Source organism: Microbacterium sp. gxy059 (genome assembly GCF_050958665.1).
Classification (GTDB): domain Bacteria; phylum Actinomycetota; class Actinomycetes; order Actinomycetales; family Microbacteriaceae; genus Microbacterium.
The window spans coordinates 155,737-173,159 of record NZ_JAMXWT010000003.1 but is presented as its reverse complement, the minus strand read 5'-3'; the positions used below and the strand labels follow the sequence as shown (position 1 = coordinate 173,159).

Annotated in this window: 17 protein-coding genes and 1 riboswitch; of the genes, 7 read left to right on the top strand and 10 right to left on the bottom strand. The window is 72.8% G+C overall.

Annotated elements, in window-relative coordinates; genetic code table 11:
* The first annotated feature begins 190 nt into the window (after positions 1-190).
* From NHL53_RS03775 to NHL53_RS03760, 4 genes are read left to right on the top strand one after another with little or no spacing between them, the layout of a single operon-like run.
* Positions 191-1,114 (top strand): metal ABC transporter substrate-binding protein, encoded by a 924-nt coding sequence (locus NHL53_RS03775; RefSeq protein WP_433775309.1) that lies wholly within the window; start codon positions 191-193, stop codon positions 1,112-1,114.
* Positions 1,111-1,860: a metal ABC transporter ATP-binding protein gene (locus tag NHL53_RS03770; protein WP_433775307.1), complete on the top strand. Its 750-nt coding sequence runs from the start codon at positions 1,111-1,113 to the stop codon at positions 1,858-1,860. Before NHL53_RS03775 ends, NHL53_RS03770 begins: the two co-directional genes overlap by 4 nt.
* Positions 1,857-2,852, top strand: coding sequence for a metal ABC transporter permease (locus NHL53_RS03765; RefSeq protein ID WP_433775305.1), 996 nt, complete (start codon positions 1,857-1,859; stop codon positions 2,850-2,852). Before NHL53_RS03770 ends, NHL53_RS03765 begins: the two co-directional genes overlap by 4 nt.
* Positions 2,849-3,733, top strand: coding sequence for a metal ABC transporter permease (locus NHL53_RS03760; protein ID WP_433775303.1), 885 nt, complete (start codon positions 2,849-2,851; stop codon positions 3,731-3,733). Before NHL53_RS03765 ends, NHL53_RS03760 begins: the two co-directional genes overlap by 4 nt.
* Positions 3,734-3,883: 150 nt before the next feature.
* On the opposite strand, the gene NHL53_RS03755 is transcribed toward NHL53_RS03760, so the two are convergent.
* On the bottom strand, positions 3,884-5,758 hold the full coding sequence (locus NHL53_RS03755; protein WP_433775301.1) for an ABC transporter ATP-binding protein: 1,875 nt from the start codon (positions 5,756-5,758) through the stop codon (positions 3,884-3,886).
* A gap of 7 nt (positions 5,759-5,765) precedes the next feature.
* Positions 5,766-5,975, bottom strand: a complete 210-nt coding sequence (locus NHL53_RS03750) for an AsnC family protein (RefSeq protein ID WP_433775299.1) — start codon at positions 5,973-5,975, stop codon at positions 5,766-5,768.
* 118 nt (positions 5,976-6,093) lie between these two features.
* Here NHL53_RS03750 and NHL53_RS03745 point away from each other — a divergent pair, with 118 nt between their 5' ends.
* A complete protein-coding gene (locus tag NHL53_RS03745; protein ID WP_433775297.1) occupies positions 6,094-7,485 on the top strand; it encodes a dihydrolipoyl dehydrogenase family protein in 1,392 nt (463 codons plus the stop codon).
* A 72-nt stretch (positions 7,486-7,557) separates the two neighbouring features.
* Here NHL53_RS03745 and NHL53_RS03740 read toward each other — a convergent pair whose 3' ends face one another.
* The 6 genes from NHL53_RS03740 to ribD all read right to left on the bottom strand — a co-directional run bounded on the left by NHL53_RS03740 (position 7,558) and on the right by ribD (position 13,082).
* The gene (locus NHL53_RS03740) at positions 7,558-8,928 is read right to left on the bottom strand and encodes an MFS transporter (RefSeq protein WP_433775295.1); all 1,371 of its coding nucleotides are present in this window, start codon (positions 8,926-8,928) and stop codon (positions 7,558-7,560) included.
* Positions 8,929-9,242: 314 nt separating this feature from the next.
* Positions 9,243-9,593, bottom strand: coding sequence for a Fe-S protein (locus NHL53_RS03735; protein WP_433775294.1), 351 nt, complete (start codon positions 9,591-9,593; stop codon positions 9,243-9,245).
* A 72-nt stretch (positions 9,594-9,665) separates the two neighbouring features.
* Complete coding sequence (ribH, locus tag NHL53_RS03730; RefSeq protein ID WP_433775292.1) at positions 9,666-10,139, bottom strand: 6,7-dimethyl-8-ribityllumazine synthase; 474 nt, start codon at positions 10,137-10,139, stop codon at positions 9,666-9,668.
* Positions 10,136-11,425 (bottom strand): GTP cyclohydrolase II, encoded by a 1,290-nt coding sequence (ribA, locus tag NHL53_RS03725; protein ID WP_433775290.1) that lies wholly within the window; start codon positions 11,423-11,425, stop codon positions 10,136-10,138. Before ribA ends, ribH begins: the two co-directional genes overlap by 4 nt.
* On the bottom strand, positions 11,422-12,051 hold the full coding sequence (locus tag NHL53_RS03720) for a riboflavin synthase (protein ID WP_433775288.1): 630 nt from the start codon (positions 12,049-12,051) through the stop codon (positions 11,422-11,424). Before NHL53_RS03720 ends, ribA begins: the two co-directional genes overlap by 4 nt.
* A 2-nt stretch (positions 12,052-12,053) precedes the next feature.
* Positions 12,054-13,082, bottom strand: coding sequence for a bifunctional diaminohydroxyphosphoribosylaminopyrimidine deaminase/5-amino-6-(5-phosphoribosylamino)uracil reductase RibD (gene ribD, locus NHL53_RS03715; RefSeq protein WP_433775286.1), 1,029 nt, complete (start codon positions 13,080-13,082; stop codon positions 12,054-12,056).
* 57 nt (positions 13,083-13,139) lie between these two features.
* Positions 13,140-13,279: riboswitch (FMN riboswitch) on the bottom strand.
* 325 nt (positions 13,280-13,604) lie between these two features.
* On the opposite strand from ribD, the gene NHL53_RS03710 reads away from it, so the two are divergent.
* Together NHL53_RS03710 and NHL53_RS03705 are read left to right on the top strand one after the other, a co-directional pair.
* Positions 13,605-14,681: a hypothetical protein gene (locus NHL53_RS03710; RefSeq protein ID WP_433775284.1), complete on the top strand. Its 1,077-nt coding sequence runs from the start codon at positions 13,605-13,607 to the stop codon at positions 14,679-14,681.
* 487 nt (positions 14,682-15,168) lie between these two features.
* On the top strand, positions 15,169-15,696 hold the full coding sequence (locus NHL53_RS03705; protein ID WP_433775282.1) for a GNAT family N-acetyltransferase: 528 nt from the start codon (positions 15,169-15,171) through the stop codon (positions 15,694-15,696).
* Here NHL53_RS03705 and NHL53_RS03700 read toward each other — a convergent pair.
* Together NHL53_RS03700 and NHL53_RS03695 are read right to left on the bottom strand one after the other, a co-directional pair.
* Positions 15,689-16,552: an Fpg/Nei family DNA glycosylase gene (locus tag NHL53_RS03700; RefSeq protein ID WP_433775280.1), complete on the bottom strand. Its 864-nt coding sequence runs from the start codon at positions 16,550-16,552 to the stop codon at positions 15,689-15,691. The two genes, NHL53_RS03705 and NHL53_RS03700, sit on opposite strands and share 8 nt — an antisense overlap.
* A gap of 301 nt (positions 16,553-16,853) precedes the next feature.
* Positions 16,854-17,366 carry a GNAT family N-acetyltransferase gene (locus NHL53_RS03695; RefSeq protein ID WP_433775278.1) on the bottom strand — a complete coding sequence of 171 codons (513 nt, stop codon included), beginning with the start codon at positions 17,364-17,366 and terminating at the stop codon, positions 16,854-16,856.
* Positions 17,367-17,423: the final 57 nt, after the last annotated feature.

The window sequence follows — 17,423 nt, the reverse complement described above, 5'->3', positions numbered from 1 at the left end:
GCCCCGGATCCGGGGCGGGCCTCCTGCGCGTTCGTCCTTCTCCAGTGCGGGACGGCGCCGTCCCGGCTCGCGGGGACGGATCCGCGGCGGTGTCGGGGCGGGCTGAGAACCGGCGTCGTCGTGCGCGACCGGCCTGTGCGGCCACCGCCCCTCTTGAAAGTTCGGCACGCCGAACATTAGAGTATCCGGCATGAGGAACAGTATGTGGGGCGCAGTCGCCGTGTCGGTGCTCGCGCTGACGGGATGCGCCGCCGACCCGGCATCCGACGACGAGCTCGCCGTGTCCGCGACGACGGGATACCTCGCCGACGCCGTGCGGAACATCGCTCCCGACGCCGAGGTGACGACCATGGTCGGGCCGGGAGGAGATCCGCACACCTACCAGCCCTCGACCCGCGACATCCAGGCGCTGCAGAGCGCCGACGTCGTGCTCTGGAACGGCCTGCATCTCGAGGCGCAGATGATCGATCAGCTCACGAGCCTGGGGGACGCGCAGCTCGCGGTCGGCGACGCGCTCCCCGAGGAGCTGCTGCTCGACTGGCCCGAGACGGGGCCCGACGGCGAGCCGCTGCACGACCCGCACGTGTGGAACAGCCCCGAGGCGTGGAGCCTCGTGGTCGACGAGATCGCCGAGCACCTCGCGGCCCGCGACCCGGAGAACGCCGACGCCTACCGGGAGAACGCGGATCGGTACGCCGCCCGGATCGCCGACGCCGCCGACGAGGCGGCCGCCCTGCTCGCCGAGGTGCCGGAGCCGCGGATCCTCGTCACCGGACACGACGCGTTCGGCTACTTCGGCGAGACGTTCGACATCGAGGTGCACGCGACCGACTTCGTCTCGACCGAGGCGGCCCTCAGCCCCGCCGAGCTCAGCGAGCTCGCCGACCTCATCGCGGACCACGAGGTGTCGACGATCTTCCGCGACAACCAGGCCAACCCGCAGGCCATCACGAGCCTCCAGGAGGCCGTGCGCGACCGCGGCTGGAGCGTCGCCGTCTCGGACGAGGAGCTGTACGCCGACTCGCTCGGCGCCGACGAGGGCGTCGACACGTACCTCGGCGTCTTCTCGCACAACGCCCGCGCCGTCGCCGAGGCGCTGGGGGCCGGAGAGTGAGCGCTTCGCCGCTCGCCTGCCGGGTGCGCGGCCTCTCCGTCGCCTACCGCGCGGAGCCTGTGCTGCGCCGGGTCGACCTCGACGTGCCCGAGGGGTCCGTCATGGGGATCGTCGGGCCCAACGGCGCCGGGAAGTCGACCCTCATCAAGGCGATGCTCGGCCTCGTGACCCCGCTCGCGGGCGAGACGGCCTTCTTCGGGCGGCCGCTCGCCGCGGTCCGCCGCCGCGTCGGCTACATGCCGCAGACGACGAGCGTCGACTGGGACTTCCCGACCACTGTGCGCGACGTCGTCACGATGGGCACATACGGATCCCTCGGCTGGATCCGCCGACCGGGCCGCGCCGAGCGGGCCCGCGCTGACGAGGCGCTGCGGCAGACGGGCATCGCGGATCTCGCGGCCAGGCAGATCGGCGAGCTCTCCGGCGGGCAGCGTCAGCGCGTGTTCCTCGCCAGAGCCCTCGCCCAGGCGCCCGACGTGCTCTTCATGGACGAGCCGTTCCAGGGCATCGACGCGAAGAGCCAGCAGGCGATCCTCTCGGTGCTCCGCGACCTGCAGCGGGAGGGACGCACCGTCGTGATCGTGCATCACGATCTCGCGACCGTCCGAGAGGCCTGCGACCACGTCGCGCTCCTCAACCGCGAGGTGATCGCACAGGGCCCGGTCGACGAGGCGTTCACGCCTGAGCACATCCGCGCCGCCTACGAGGTGCCGGGCGACGGGTCCCTCCCCGGGGTCGCGCCGTGACCCCCGCCGAGTTCTTCGCCGACCACACCTTCCGCATGGTGTTCCTCGGCACCTCCGTCATCGGCCTCGTCGCGGGGGCGCTCGGCGCGTTCGCCTACCTGCGGAAGCAGTCGCTCATCAGCGACGTCATCTCGCACGCCGCGCTGCCCGGAACGCTCGGCGCGTTCCTCCTCGCCGTGGTCGTCCTCGGCGTCGACGGCCGCAGCATGCTCGGCCTCATCGCGGGCGCGGTCGTCGCGGGCGTCGCCGCGGTGCTGTTCGCGAACGGCATCGCCCGCACCTCGGTCGTGCGCATCGACGCCGCGATGGCCATCTCGCTCACGACCTTCTTCGGGCTCGGCATGCTGCTCATGCGCGTCGTCGCGAACGGGTCGTTCCCCGGCAAGGGCGGGATCCAGGACTACCTCTTCGGCAACGCGTCGACCATCACGATCCCGGATCTCGTGACGAGCGTCGCCGTCGGCGGGGCGGCGCTCGTCGTCACGATCGTCTTCTGGAAGGAGTTCGCGCTGCGCACCTTCGACCCCGACCAGGCCGACGTGCTGGGGTTCCGGGGGCGCACGATCGACCTGCTCATGTTCACGACGGTCGTCGTCGCGACGGTCATCGGCGTGAAGGCCGTGGGGCTCGTGCTCATGGTCGCGTTCGTCGTGACGCCGCCCGCCGCCGCGCGTCAGTGGACGACGACCCTGCGCGGCACCGTGATCCTCTCGGGGGCGATCGGCGCGGTCGGATCCGGGCTCGGCGCCTACCTCTCGATCGCGCTCGGGCGCGTGCCCACGGGGCCGCTCATCGTGCTCGCGCTGTTCGGGGTCCTCGTCGTCTCGCTCCTCGCGTCGCCGCGCCGCAGCATCGTGGTGCGCGCCGTCGCCCGGGCGCGGGGGCGTCGCGCGCTGCGGCGGGAGCTGGCGGCGGAGGAGCTCGCGAGCCGGCCGAACGGGCGGGGCGCGGCCACCGCGTCCGCGACGCCCGGGGGAGGGGAGGCGCGATGAGCTTCCTCGTCGGGACGACCCTGCTCGCCGTCGTGACCGCGCTCGCGTGCGCCGTTCCGGGGGTCTTCGTGGTGCTGCGCCGGGAGTCGATGCTCGTCGACGCCATCAGCCACGCCGTGCTGCCCGGCATCGTCCTCGGATACGCCGTCACCCACGCGCTCGACTCGCCGCTCCTCATCGTGGGCGCGGCGGTCGCCGGCCTCGTCGTGGTCCTCGGCAGCGAGTGGCTGTCGCGCACCGGGCTCCTCGCGGGCGATGCGCCCCAGGGGCTCGTGTTCCCCGCGCTCTTCAGCGTCGGCGTCATCCTCCTGTCGCTGAACTTCGCGAACGTGCACCTCGACACCCACGCCGTGCTCGTGGGCGACCTCAACCTCGCGGCGTTCCAGCCCCTCGTCGTGGGCGGCGTCGCGCTCGGACCGCGGCACCTGTTCGTGATGCTCGGCGTGCTGGCGCTGAACGCGCTGTTCGTCGCGCTGCTCTATCCGCGGCTGAAGGTCGCGACGTTCGATCCCGCGTTCGCCCGCTCCCTCGGCATCCGCACGGGGCTCCTCAGCACGGGGCTGATGCTGCTCGTCGCCATGACGGTCACGGCCGCGTTCCATGCGGCGGGCGCGGTTCTCGTCGTCGCGCTCATGATCGCCCCGCCCGCGACGGCGCTCCTCCTCACGCGGCGACTCGGCTCGATGCTCGCGCTCTCCGTCGGCATCGCCGGCGTCAGCGCGCTGGCGGGGTTCTGGGTCGCGTACGCCTTCGACGCGGCGACCTCCGCCAGCATGGCGGTGCTCCAAGGGCTCCTGTTCGCGGCGGTGTGGCTCGGCACGAGGTGGCGTCGCCACCGCGCCCGGATCCGCGGATCCCGCGAGGCGCCCCTGCCCGCCTGACGCGGATTCGCCCGGGTTGCGCGTTTCGTCGACTCGGGCGGTGCGGGATCCGCCCGGGTCGCCGAATTGCACCGATCGGGGGCCGGGATGGGTGCGTTTCGCCGACTCGGGTGAGGATGGATCCGCCCGGGTTGCGGAATCGCACCTCCCTCACACGAGGAGCTGGTGCTTCGCGAGGTCGCGGTAGAGCGGGACCTCGTCGACGAGCTCCGAGTGGGTGCCCTGACCGACGACCCGCCCCTGATCGAGCACGATGATGCGGTCGCTGTCGACGACGGTCGACAGGCGGTGGGCGATGACGAGCAGCGTGCGCCCCTCGGCGACCGCGTCGATCGCCTCCCGCATCCGCTGCTCGTTGACGCCGTCGAGCGACGACGTCGACTCGTCGAGCAGCAGGATCGGGGGAGCCGCGAGCAGCGCCCTGGCGATCGCGAGGCGCTGGCGCTCGCCGCCCGACAGCATGACGCCGTCCTCCCCGACCGGGGTGTCGATCCCGAGCGGCGAGCGGTCGACGATGTGCCCGAGGTTCACGGCCCGCAGCGCGCGATCGCAGTCGTCGTCCGTCGCGTCGGGCGAGGCGAGGCGCAGGTTGTCGGCGAGCGAGCCGGCGAGGGTCGGGGCGTCCTGCTCGACGTATCCGAACCGCGCGCGCAGCGCGGTGCGGTCGAGATCGCGGGCGTCCTGTCCGTCCACGAGCACGGCGCCGCCCGTCGGGTCGTAGAACCGCTCGATGAGCGCGAGGATCGTCGACTTGCCCGCCCCCGAGGGGCCGACGAGGGCGACGCGGGATCCGCGGGGCACGTCGAAGGTCACGCCGTCGAGCACGTCGCGGCGCGGCGCGAGGGCGACCTCCGCCTCGAGGTGCGCCTCCTCCGCGGTCTCCCCGACCTCGCGGGCGGCCGCGGCGCGCGCCTCGACCGCCGCATCCGGGTAGCGGAAGCGCACGTCGCGGAACGCGATCGCGGGCGCCGCCTCGTCCGGCGACGGCGCGCTCGCCTTGCGGTCGTCGGCGTCCTCCTCCGGCAGGTCGAGCACCTCCTGGATCCGCCCCAGCGCGCCCAGCGCCTGGCCCACGCTCGACATGGCGCCGAACGCCGAGGCGAGCGGCATGATCATGAGGAAGAGGAACATCACGAACGTCACGAGCGAGGCGATCGAGATGGCGCCGGACGCGACGCGCATGCCGCCGACGCCGAGCACCGCGAGGAGCGACACCTGCATCGCGATCCCGGCGACGGGGACGACGAGGGCGGAGGCCTTCGCCACGCGGAGCCCCGCGCCGTATGCGGCCGTCGCCATGCCGGTCACGGCCTCCTCCTCGCGCGCGGTCGCGCCCGAGGCGCGCACCGTGCGGATGGATCCGATCGCGCGCTCGATGCCGCTCGAGAGCTCCCCGACGCGCTCCTGCTGCTCCTGGGAGGCGCGGCGGATCCGGCCGGCGAGGGAGCCGACCGCCGCGACCGCCACGGCGAGCACGCCGACGATCGTGAGGAGGAGGACCGGGTCGATCCACGCCATCGCGATGAGGGCGCCGAGGAACAGCAGCGCGTTGCCGATGCTGTCCACGAGCCCCTGCGTGAGCACCGCATAGAGCATCGTCGTGTCGGTGCCGACGCGGCTGACGAGGTCGCCGGTGCGGCGGGCGTCGAATTCGCGGATGGGCAGGTGGAGGATCCGCCGGATCAGCTGACGGCGGCTCGAGAAGACGACCGCGGTGCCCATCCGCTGCAGGAGGTAGTGCTGGGAGGCGCCGGTGACCGAGGAGAGGAGCACGAACGCGACGAGCGCCCAGATGAGCCAGCCGAGCGCCTGCGAGACCTGCACGCGCTCGATGACCTCGCCGATGAGCAGGGGCTGGAGCAGGGTGAAGACCGCCTCGAGGACGGAGAGGACGGCGACGGCGATGAGGGCGCCGCGGTGCTCGAAGATGAAGGGGAGCAGCTGTCGGAAGGTGGCGCGCGGCCCCTCCTCGGCGGCGGGTCGGGAGAAGGGGGAGCGCCGCCGGCGCGTTGCTGTCTGGCTCACGGGGCCTCTACTTCCGTCCGTACTTGCGGTGGACCGCCTGCTTCGAGACGCCGAGCGCCATCGCGATCGCCTGCCACGAGCAGCCCTGCAGGCGGGCGCGGCGCACGAGCGCCTCCTCCTCGCGTGCGATCTCGCGGCGGGTCTCGGCGAGCCTCCGCAGTCGGGGCAGGGGCTCGCCGGGTTCGTCGGAGCTGATCGCGGTGAGGGGAGCATCCATGTCGTCAACATTAGGTGACGCGTCGCGGGGTGTCAACATCTCTTGACGGTGGGGGTGCTCCTCCCATTCTCCCGCACGGGTGGTGCGTCGGGGCCCTGGCGGGGGTACCGTCGGCCCCATGCAGACGCGCGAGGTGGATGTGGTGGTCATCGGAGCGGGGCCGGTCGGCGAGAACGTCGCCGACCGCACGACGCAGGCGGGGCTCGAGACGGTCATCGTCGAGGAGGAGCTCGTCGGCGGCGAATGCTCGTACTGGGCGTGCATGCCGTCGAAGGCGCTGCTGCGCCCGGGGGCGGCGCTGCGGCAGGCGCAGGCCGTCCGCGGCGTGGAAGGCGGATCCCTGCGGGTCGACGACGTGCTCGCCCGCCGCGACTCCTTCGCCGCGAACTGGGACGACAGCGGGCAGGTGGAGTGGCTGGAGAGCGCGGGCATCGAGCTCATCCGCGGGCGCGGCCGGCTCGCGGGCCCCGGCGCCGTTCGGGTCGACGACCTGGAGCTCCGGGCGCGCCACGCGGTCGTCGTCGCCACGGGCAGCGTCGCGGTCGTGCCCGACGTGCCCGGTCTCGCTGAGGCCCGCCCCTGGACGAGCAGGGAGCTCACCGCGCTCGAGCGGATCCCCCGGCGCGTCGCGATCCTCGGAGGCGGGGTCGTCGCGGTCGAGGCGGCGACGCTGCTCGCCGATCTCGGCGCCGAGGTGACGCTCGTCGCCCGCAGCCGTCTGCTGCGGCGGATGGAGTCGTTCGCGGGCGAGGCGGTGCGCGACGCGCTCGTCGCGCGCGGCGTCGACGTGCGGGAGGAGACGGGCGTCTCCCGGGTGGCGCGCGACGGCGGCGGGGTGCGCGTCGCGCTCGACGACGGATCCGAGATCCTCGCCGACGAGATCGTCGTCGCCACAGGGCGCCGGCCCGCGACCGACGACATCGGTCTCGAGACGGTCGGCCTGACTCCGGGCGAATGGATCGACGTCGACGACGCCCTGCGCGCGACGGGCGCCGAGGGGCTCGTCGCCACGGGGGACGTGACGGGTCGAGCCCTCCTCACCCATCAGGGCAAGTACGACGCGCGCATCGCGGGCGATGCCATCGCGGCCCGCGCCGCGGGCGAGGCGCTCGACGACGCGCCATGGGGCAGGCACGTGGCGACCGCCGACGGCGTCGCCGTGCCGCAGGTGGTGTTCTCGGATCCCGAGGTCGCGTCGGTCGGCATCACGGCCCGCGAGGCGGAGGAACGGGGGATCCGCTCGCGCGTCATCGACTACGACCTCGCGAACGTCGCGGGAGCCGCGCTGCAGGCCGAGGGCTTCGCGGGGCGGGTGCGCGCCGTCGTCGACGAGGAGCGCCGGGTGATCGTCGGCCTCACCCTCGTCGGACCCGGCGTGGGCGAGCTGCTGCACGCCGCGACGATCGCGATCGTCGGCGAGGTGACGCTCGACCGGCTCTGGCACGCGGTGCCCGCCTACCCGACCGTGAGCGAGTTCTGGCTGCGGCTGCTGGAGGAACACGGCCTCTGACGGGAGCCGCGGACGCGAGAGGGCGGATCCGGGTCTCCCCGGATCCGCCCTCTCGGCAGTCGCCCGTGCGGGTCAGACCTCGATCTTCTCCGCGTCGAGGTCGACGTCCTTCGTCTCCTTGCCGACGAGGAGCGCGATGAGGGTGAGCGCGCCCGCCCCGGCGAGGTAGACGCCGACGAGCCAGGGGCTGCCGCCGGCCGCCGACCACAGCGCGACGGCGATGATCGGCGCGAGCGCGGCGCCGAGGATCGACGACACGTTGTACGAGATCGCGGATCCCGTGTACCGCACCGAGGTCGGGAACAGCTCGGGCAGCAGCGCGCCCATCGGCCCGAAGGTCATGCCCATCAGCACGAACCCGAACACGAGGAACGCCTGCGCGAGCGCGCCTGTGAACAGGTCGTGGTCGGTCGGGGTGAGGAACAGGCTGAAGCTGAGGCCGAAGACGACGATGCCGATCGTGACCCAGATGAGCAGCTTGCGGCGGCCGAGCGCGTCCGCGAGGGGGCCGGACAGCAGCGTGCAGGCGCCGAAGAACACGACGCCGATGATCTGCATGAGCACGAAGTCGACGTAGGCGAAGCCGAGGCCGGGCACGTCCGCGTCCTGCGGGGTCTGCCCGTACGTGAGCGTGAAGCTCGTCATCAGGTAGAAGAGCACGTACGTCGCGAGCATGTAGAAGGTGCCGAGGATCAGCGCCTTCCAGTTGCGGCGGATCGTGAGCCCGAGCGGGAACTTCTGCACCTGCCCCTTCTTCTCCGCCTTCTGGAACGCCTCCGACTCGACGAGCTTCAGGCGCACCCACAGGCCGATGATGACCATGACGGCCGAGAAGAGGAACGGGATCCGCCATCCCCAGGTGAGGAACGCCTCGCTCGCCTGGCCGTCTTCTCCGGGCAGGGCGAAGTTGATGATGAGGAAGATCGCGTTGGCGATGATGAAGCCGATGGGTGCGCCGAGCTGCGGGAACGTGCCGTACAGGGCGCGCTTGCCCGCGGGGGCGTTCTCGGTCGCGACGAGCGCGGCGCCCGACCACTCGCCGCCGAGGGCGAAGCCCTGCGCGAGGCGGCAGATGAGCAGGAGGAGCGCGGCGAACCAGCCGATCTGCTGGTAGGTGGGCAGCAGGCCGATCACGAACGTCGCGATCCCCATCGTGAGCAGCGAGGCGACGAGGGTCCCCTTGCGGCCGATCTTGTCGCCGAAGTGCCCGAAGACGATCGCGCCGATCGGGCGCGCCACCATCGCCGCGCCGAAGACGCCGAACGATGCCAGGAGCGACGCGGTGTCGCTCTCGGTCGGGAAGAAGAGATGGGGGAACACGAGCGCCGCCGCCGTGGCGTAGGCGTAGAAGTCGTAGAACTCGATCGTCGTGCCGACGAGGCTCGCGGTGATGACGCGGCTGCGGGAGTTCAGCGGCTTCGCGGGAGCTGCTGTCGTGGTCATGGGAAACCTGAATTCGAGGGACGGTGCCGCAGGCGCGGCGTGCGAACGATGACGGCTCGACGCCGAGGGCGTCGAGCACGATCGCTCATTCTACGCCTGTCGACGCGCAGAATGCGCACCCGGAGGGGGCGGTGCGGGCTCCTCGTTCAGCAGATGGCGGGCAGGATCCGCTCGTCGCGCGCAACGTGATGACGAAGCGGCGGATCCGGTGCGCATGTGGGGGAGGCGAGCGCCGTCGGGATGCGCAGACTGCGTCAGCGCAGACGAAGGGCGGGTCGTCGACGAGATGTCGACGACCCGCCCTTCGGAGCGGCTCACCAGATGACGGCGAGCGCGGCGTTGCCGAGCGTCAGCAGGCCCACGAGCCAGAAGAGCGCCGCCGGGGCGGAGCCCGTGCGGCGCTGGCGCGCGCCGCCGATGCCGAGGAGCGCCCCGATCACGACGACGACGACGAGCTTGATGCCGATCTTCATGTAGTTCGGGTCGCCGTCGAGGCCCCACGGGGCGGCGAGGGCCAGGCCGGCGACGAGCGCGATGACGAGGCCCCAGTGCATGGCCTTGGTCATCTCGCGCGTGCCTCGGAACGCCTCGACGACCCACGCGCCGAACAGCACGGCGAAGCCGACGAGGTGGACGAGGACGACGATGCTGCGCAGGATCTCCATGACTTCTACCCTACGTAGAGAAACCGTGGGATGCACACCGGCGCGCACCCCCGCGGCCGCCCTCCTGGCGGGTCAGACGCGGAGCTCGCGCAGGGTGAGCGCGGCGCGCACGGCGGCGTCGGCCGCCTCGAAGCCCTTGTCCTCCTGCGACCCCTCGAACCCCGCGCGCGCGATGCCCTGATCCTCGTCGTCGAGCGTCAGCACGCCGAACCCGACCGGCTTGCCCGTGTCGAGCGCGACGCGCGTGAGGCCGTCGGTCGCCGCGTTCGAGACGAACTCGAAGTGCGGGGTGCCGCCGCGGATGATGACGCCGAGCGCCACGACCGCGTCGGCGCCGGCGTTCAGCGCGCCGAGCGCCACCACCGGCAGCTCGAACGATCCCGCCACCCGCACGACGCGGTAGTCCGCGTCCGCCTGCTCGAGGAACTGCTCGGCGCCCGCCACGAGGCCCTCCGAGATCCGCTCGTGCCACGTGCCCGCGACGACGACGACCTTCAGGCCCGACGCGTCCACGCCGCCCTGCTCGGGCGCTCCCTTGCCGCTCATGCGGTCTCTCCTTCTTCGTTCATCCTCGCGATCGCGGCCTGCAGCTCGGCCTCGCCGATGACGTGGCCCATGCGGTCGCGCTTGGTCTCGAGGTACTGGTGGTTGTTGGGGCCGACGCCGACGATGAGCGGCACCTGCTCGGCGACGTCGAGGCCGAACCCGCGCAGCTGCTGGACCTTGTCGGTGTTGTTCGTGAGCAGACGGATCCGCGAGATCCCGAGATCCGCGAGGATCGCGGCGGCCGCCGCGTAGTCGCGGGCGTCGGCGGGGAGACCCAGCTCGGTGTTGGCGTCGAGGGTGTCGAAGCCGCGCTCCTGCAGCGCGTAGGCGCGCAGCTTGTTGATGAGTCCGATGCCGCGCCCCTCGTGCCCGCGCATGTAGACGACGACGCCGCCCTCGCGGGCGACCTGGTCGAGCGCCGCGTCGAGCTGAGGGCCGCACTCGCACTTGAGCGAGCCGAACGCCTCGCCGGTGAGGCACTCCGAGTGCACGCGCACGAGCGGCGCGTCGGACGACAGGTCGCCGCTCGTGATCGCGAGGTGGTCGGTGCCCGTCACGCGATCCTTGTAGGCGAGGAACCGCAGTTCGCCGTGCGAGGTCGGCACGAGCGTGTCGGCGCGCAGGCTCACGGTGCGCGGTGCCGCCTCGGACGGCTCGCGGGGATCCGTCTCGTCGAGGTGCGCGACGAGCTGCTCGATCGTGATGACGGGGATCCCGTCGCGGCGGCCCATCTCGACGAGGCCGGGCAGGCGCATCATCTCGCCGTCGTCGGCGATGACCTCGCCGATGACCGCGACGGGGGAGAGCCCGGCGAGGCGCATGAGGTCGACGGCCGCCTCGGTGTGGCCGGAGCGATCGCGCACGCCGCCCGACACCGCCCGCAGCGGCAGGATGTGCCCGGGGCGGATGAGGCTGTCGGGCGTCGACGCGGGGTCGGCGAGCACGTTGAGGGTGCGGGCGCGGTCGCTCGCGCTGATGCCCGTCGTCACGCCGGACGCCGCGTCGACCGACACGGTGTACGCCGTGCCGCGCGCGTCCTGGCTGCGGGCGACCATCGGCGGCAGGTCGAGGCGGTCGGCCCACTCGTGCGGCATGGGCGCGCAGAGGTAGCCGGAGGTCCAGCGCACCGTCCACGCGACGGAAGCGGGCGTCGCGAGCTCCGCCGAGAGGATCACGTCGCCCTCGTTCTCGCGGTTCTCGTCGTCCGCGACGAGGACGGGCTTCCCGGCGCGCAGCGCCTCGAGCGCGTCGTCGATCGAGGAGAGGGTGAGGGGGGAGTCGCTCATCGCGCGGATCCTTCCGGTGCGCCGGCGAACGCCTGCAGGCGCTGCACGTGGCGGGCGAGGATGTCGGTCTCGAGGTTCACGCGGTCGCCCGCCGCGCGCTCGCCGAGGGTCGTCGCCCGCAGCGTCTCGGGGATGAGGGACACCTCGAGCCACGGCGCCGGGTCGTCGGCCGCGCTCACGGCGCTCACGGTGAGCGACGTGCCGTCGAGGGTGATGGATCCCTTGTCCACGACGAGCGGCGCGAGGGACAGCGGGATCCCCACGCGGATGACCCGCCACTCGTCTCCGGGGCGCACCTCGACGATCTCGCCGGTGCCGTCGATGTGCCCCTGCACGATGTGGCCGCCCAGGCGGGCACCCGCCGCGAGGGCGCGCTCCACGTTCACGGCGGCGCCCGGTGCGAGCCCGGAGAGAGTCGACATGTCGAGGGTCTGCTTCATGACGTCGGCCGTGAAGCCGTCGGCGGTCTGCTCCACGACCGTCAGGCAGACGCCCGAGATCGCGATCGAGTCGCCGTGGCGGGCGTCTGAGACGGCGCCCGGGGCGCGCACGGTGAGGCGCACGCCGTCTCCCGACGGCGCGACGCGTTCGATGCGGCCGATCTCCTCGATGATTCCGGTGAACATGCTCAGCGTTCTCCCTCTGCGTGGGGTTCGAGACGGGCGACGACCAGCAGATCGTCGCCGAGGCGCCGCACGTCGGAGACGGCGAGACGGCGCTGGTCGGTGATGGTGTCGACGCCGATGTCGGCGGTCGCGAGGCGCGGGCCGCCGATGAGCGTCGGCGCGATGTAGGCGAGCACCTCGTCGGCGAGGCCGGCCCGGAGCAGCGCGCTCTGGAGGCCGGGCCCGCCCTCGACGAACACGCGGTGCAGCCCGCGGTCGAGCAGCGCGTCGAGCGCGGACGCGAGATCGCGCGTCGGGAGGATCAGGGGCGCGTGCGGATGGCGGCGCAGGGCGGCGTCGGCGGGCACGGGCCGGGTGCCGATGACGACCGGCACGGGCTGGCGGGGGAGGAGCGCCTCCCCGTCGCGGGCGGTGAGGGCCGGGTCGTCTGCGAGCACGGTGCCGGTGCCCACGAGGATCGCGTCGGCTTCTGCGCGCCGGCGGTGCACGTCGGCCCGCGCGGCGGGTCCGGTGATCCACTGGCTCGTGCCGTCGGCCGCCGCGGCCCGGCCGTCGAGGCTCTGCGCCCACTTGAGGGTGACGTGGGGGCGCCCGCGCAGCCGGGAGGCGATCCACGGCGCGAGGAGCGCGCGGGCCTCGTCGACGCAGACGCCGCCCTCGACGTCGACCCCGGCCGCGGCGAGGCGGCGGGCGCCTCCGCCCTCGGTCTCGCCCGGATCGTCGAGCGCGTACACGACGCGGGAGACGCCGGCGGCGATGAGCGCCTCGGTGCACGGGCCGGTGCGTCCCGTGTGGTTGCAGGGCTCGAGGGTGACGACGGCGGTCGCGCCGCGCGCGCCGCCCTCGGGCAGGTGCGACAGCGCGTCGACCTCCGCGTGGGGCGTGCCGGCGCCGCGGTGCCATCCCTCGGCGAGCGTGCGGCCGTCGGCGGAGAGGATCACGGCGCCGACCTGCGGGTTGCGGCTCGCGGGCCCGCGAGCGGCGAGTTCGAGCGCGCGACGCATCGCGGCGATCTCGACATCCTGCGCCATGCGCGCTCCCTCCCTGCAGAAACCGGGGATCGCGAAGCGCGGCCATGCGGCGGCCGAGCCGTGCTGCCTTCCATCCGGACTCGCAGGACTCGCCTGCATCACCGTCGGTTCCGGAATCCCACCGGATCAGTCCCTCGGATGAGGGAGTCGCGGACTGTCACCGCCGGTTCGGATTCTCACCGACCCCGGAGCACGTTCTTCTCACAGCATAGGACAACGCCGCAGGGCGGGAGCTATTCCCGTGACGCGGGATGACGCGGGGCTCGGCGCGTGCGGTGCGCGTCCCCGGGGTGGGGCCCACCGCGTCCGCGTCATTCATGCACGACGACGCCATTTCTCGATCGGCTCGGGTGACACGCCGGGGTCGTGGGGTGGCGAGGTGGATTCTGGCGTCGTCGTGCACGAGCAGCCGTCCGGAGCGGCGGCGTGCGCGCGGGAGGCGACGCGGCGGCTCTCACCGTGCCTCCGTGCACGACGACGCCAATTTTCCGGGAGAAGGGCGGCGCGCGGGGCTTTCAGCGTGTGGAGACGGATTCTGGCGTCGTTGTGTACTCGGCCGAGGGGAGCCGGACCCGTGTCTGGGGTTCGGGGACACGCGACCCCGCACCATCCGACAGGAGATCGTCCCACTTCTCCACAGGACCCGCGGAAAACCAGGGGAGCGCGAATCGGCGATCGCCGCGGTTCCGACAGAGTGCGGGCATGCCGATCGAAGCAGAGCACCTGCGGACGTGGTCGCACGCCGCCCTGAGAGCGGAGGGGCATACCCGTGCGGATATCCGGAGAGCGGTGAGCGAGGGGAGGCTCTTCCACGCACGGCGAGACAACTACGTCGAGGGAACAGCGAGCGATGCGATCAAGTCCGCGGTGCGCGTCGGCGGACGGCTGGACTGCGTATCGCTGATGCGCGAGCTCGGAGTCTTCGTCCTGCAGGATGATCCGGGGCTGCACGTGCAGATCGAACGGGGACGCCACTGGCTGCGCGCGCCGAGGTCGCGCTCGATCCGGCTCCGTTCGGCCGCGCACCGCGTCGTCACGCACTGGCGCGTCGACGATGCTGCGGCGGATTCGACGGTCGCCTATCCCGTGGCCGCACTCGCCCAGGCGGTGCGATGTCAGACTCCGCGCGCGGCGATCGCGACGCTCGACAGCGCGGTTCATCGGGGGATCATCCGAGGCCCCGACCTGAGCGAGGTCTTCGAACGTCTCCCCGAGCGCCTGCAGCGGCTTCGCGCGCACATCGACGGCCGTGCGGAGTCAGGGCCGGAGACCTTCGCGCGCCTCATCGTCCGCTCTCTGGGCGTCGACGTGGAACTACAGGTCGTCATCGACGGCGTCGGCCGGGTCGACCTCCTGATCGACGGGTGGATCATCGTCGAGTGCGACAGCAGAGCCCATCACGGAGGCTGGGAAGAGCAGGAGAGAGACCGGAGCCGGGATCTCGCGGCCGCCGCGCGCGGGTTCGCGACGATCCGCCCGACGGCACGGCAGATCTTCGAGCAGCCCCACCTGCTGCGCGAGTCGGTCCAGGGGCTGCTGACAGGAGCTGCGGCGCGGCCGCTCCTTCTGCCAGCGCCCCGCGTTCGAGACGCGGCATGAGCGTGGAGCGGACCGAGGTCTCGCGGCCGTTGCGCTGCGGGCGGCCAGGGTGGCATGTCGCACGGCCGAGCGCGGCCGATCGTGCGCCGCCGGGTCGCCATTCCGAACTCCTTTCCCCGCGTGCTGCCGTGGCGACCTCGGCGAGCTTCGTGACGCGCGGGGCCACGCGGCCCGCTCGCGCGCAGCGGTGTCTCATCCGCCAGTACGCGGATCCTCCAGCAGGATCATCGCGCAGCGGGGGGGGGGGGGGCGCGGGCACCGATGCGAGTGAGCCACATTTCACATGCGTGAGCCGCACGGGCACCGATGCGAGCGAGTTGTCGGCCCCGGACGGCCACGGCGGCCTGTCGCTCTGGCGGGCGCGACGGAGTCGCGTCTGCGCGACGTGCACCAGACGTCGCGCCGTTCGTGCGAGGCGTGCATGGGCCCCGGCGGTGGACCGCACTGCCGACCGTCCCGAACTCGGCCCCGCGGCTAACCTGGAATGATGCCCGCCCCGCGCCTCCTCCCTCGTCCGACGGCGCGGCTGCGGTTCCGCGAGATGGTCGCGGAGGACGCGGGCGATCTGCTGCGCGTCTGGGGCGACGCCGACGCGATGCGCTTCTACCCGGCCCCGAAGACGGCCGATGAGATGGACGAGTGGATCCTCCGCATGCGCCGCCGCTATGCGGAGGACGGCATCGGGCTGTGGATCCTCGAGACGCACGACGGCGCCGTCGTCGGCGACGGCGGCCTCACGTGGCAGGAGGTCAACGGCCGTCGCGTGCTCGAGGTCGGCTACCACGTCGTGCCGGAGCAGCAGCGTCGCGGGTACGCGTCGGAGGCGGCCGCGGCGTGCGCGGAGCTGGCGCGCTCCCGGTTCGCGCCGATCGACCTGACGGCGATCATCCACCCCGAGAACGTCGCGTCGCGACGGGTGGCCGAGAGCCTCGGCATGACGCACACGGAGGACGACCACGGGCACCCGTGGATCGTCCGCACCGTGATGTCGATGTCCCTCGACGCGACTACTTGAGCAGCCGCGACAGTCGGCGGTCGGCGAGGACCTTCCCTCCCGTCTGGCAGGTCGGGCAGTATTCGAGCGAGCGGTCGGCGAAGAACACCGATCGCACGGCGTCTCCGCAGACCGGGCAGGCCCCGCCCGCACGCCCGTGGACGGCCATGCCGCGCCGCTTGGCGTCCTTCAGCTCGGCGGGCGGCTTGCCCTCCGCGGCGTTCACGGCCTCGGCGAGCGTCGCGCGCAGCGCCTCGTAGAGCCGGTCGGCGTCGTCGGCCGACAGGGTCGCCGCGATCGCGTAGGGAGACAGCCGCGCCGCGTGCAGGATCTCGTCGGAGTAGGCGTTGCCGATGCCGGCGATCGTCGCCTGGTCGCGCAGGAGCCCCTTGATCTGCGTGCGTCGGTCGCGCAGGATCTCCGCGAGCGCGTCGCGCGTGAACGCCGGCGACAGCGGATCCGGCCCCAGCCGCGCGATGCCCGGCACGTCGCCGGGGTCCCGCACGACGTACACGGCGAGCGACTTCTTCGTGCCCGCCTCGGTGAGGTCGAAACCGGATCCGTCGTCGAATCCGACGCGCAGCGCGATGGGGGAGCGGCCCGGCTTGACCGGGGTCTGCGGCAGCTTCTCGCTCCAGCGCAGCCAGCCCGCCTTGGCGAGATGGAACACGAGGTGCAGGTCGTCGCCGAGCGCGAGATCGACGAACTTGCCGCGGCGCTCGGCGCCCGTGACCTCGTGCTCGACGATCTGCTCGAGGGGCGGGTCGTATGTCTTCAGCGCCGAGAACGCCGTGACCCGCGCGGAGACGACGCGTCGCCCGACCGCGCGCGTGCGCAGGAAGCGGACGAGTCCTTCGACCTCGGGCATCTCGGGCATGCGGACATCTTCGCCGGGGCCTCCGACATCCGCAATCGTCGGCGGCGTTCGCGTCCGTCGAATCCTGCGGATCCCCGCTGAGGAAGGTACCGTCGCGGCGAGCGAGCGCGGGATCGCCGCGTCCGCGGGCACGACGATGCCCTCTTTCGGGGGCTCTCGCCGAATCGCGGGGGTTCCGCCACCCCGTCGGGCGAGATGGCGTCGTCAGGCGCGCGAGGCCGCGAGCGGAGACGACGGGGCGCCCCTCGGCTCGCCCGAGAGCGCACGAGGTCCGGGGGCGCCGGGGGCGTCGCGACCCGCGTCAGAGGCGCACGGCGCGCTTGAACCCGACGTGCGACGGGGTGAACCCGAGCCGTTCGTAGAAGCGGTGGGCGTCGACGCGGCGGGCGTCCGATGTGAGCTGCACGAGGCTCGCCCCGAGCGCGGGCGCCGCATCGTCGGCGACCCAGCGCATGAGGGCGGATCCGATGCCGCCCGATCGCCGATCGGACCGCACCCTGACGGCCTCCACGAGCAGTCGCGTCGCTCCTCGTCGGGACATGCCGGGGATCCGCGTGAGCTGCATCGTGGCGACGATCCCGTCCGGGGCCTCGGCGACGAGCGCGGCGTTGGCCGGGTCGCGCTGGATCTCGGCGAGCGCGTCCGCATAGAGCGCGCGGTCCTCGGGCGAGGCGACATCACCCCGAGACGCGCTGGCCTCGTCGTCGGCAAGCAGACCGATGAGCGCGTCGAGGTCGCCGTCGTCGGCCGCGCGCAGGACGACGTCGCCGGCGCGGGTGCTCAGGGGCGCGGGGAGGGGGAGAGCGGCGAGCATGATCCGAGTCTGCCGGAAGCGTGCGGCCGGCGGCGAACGCACGACGACGCCAATCCT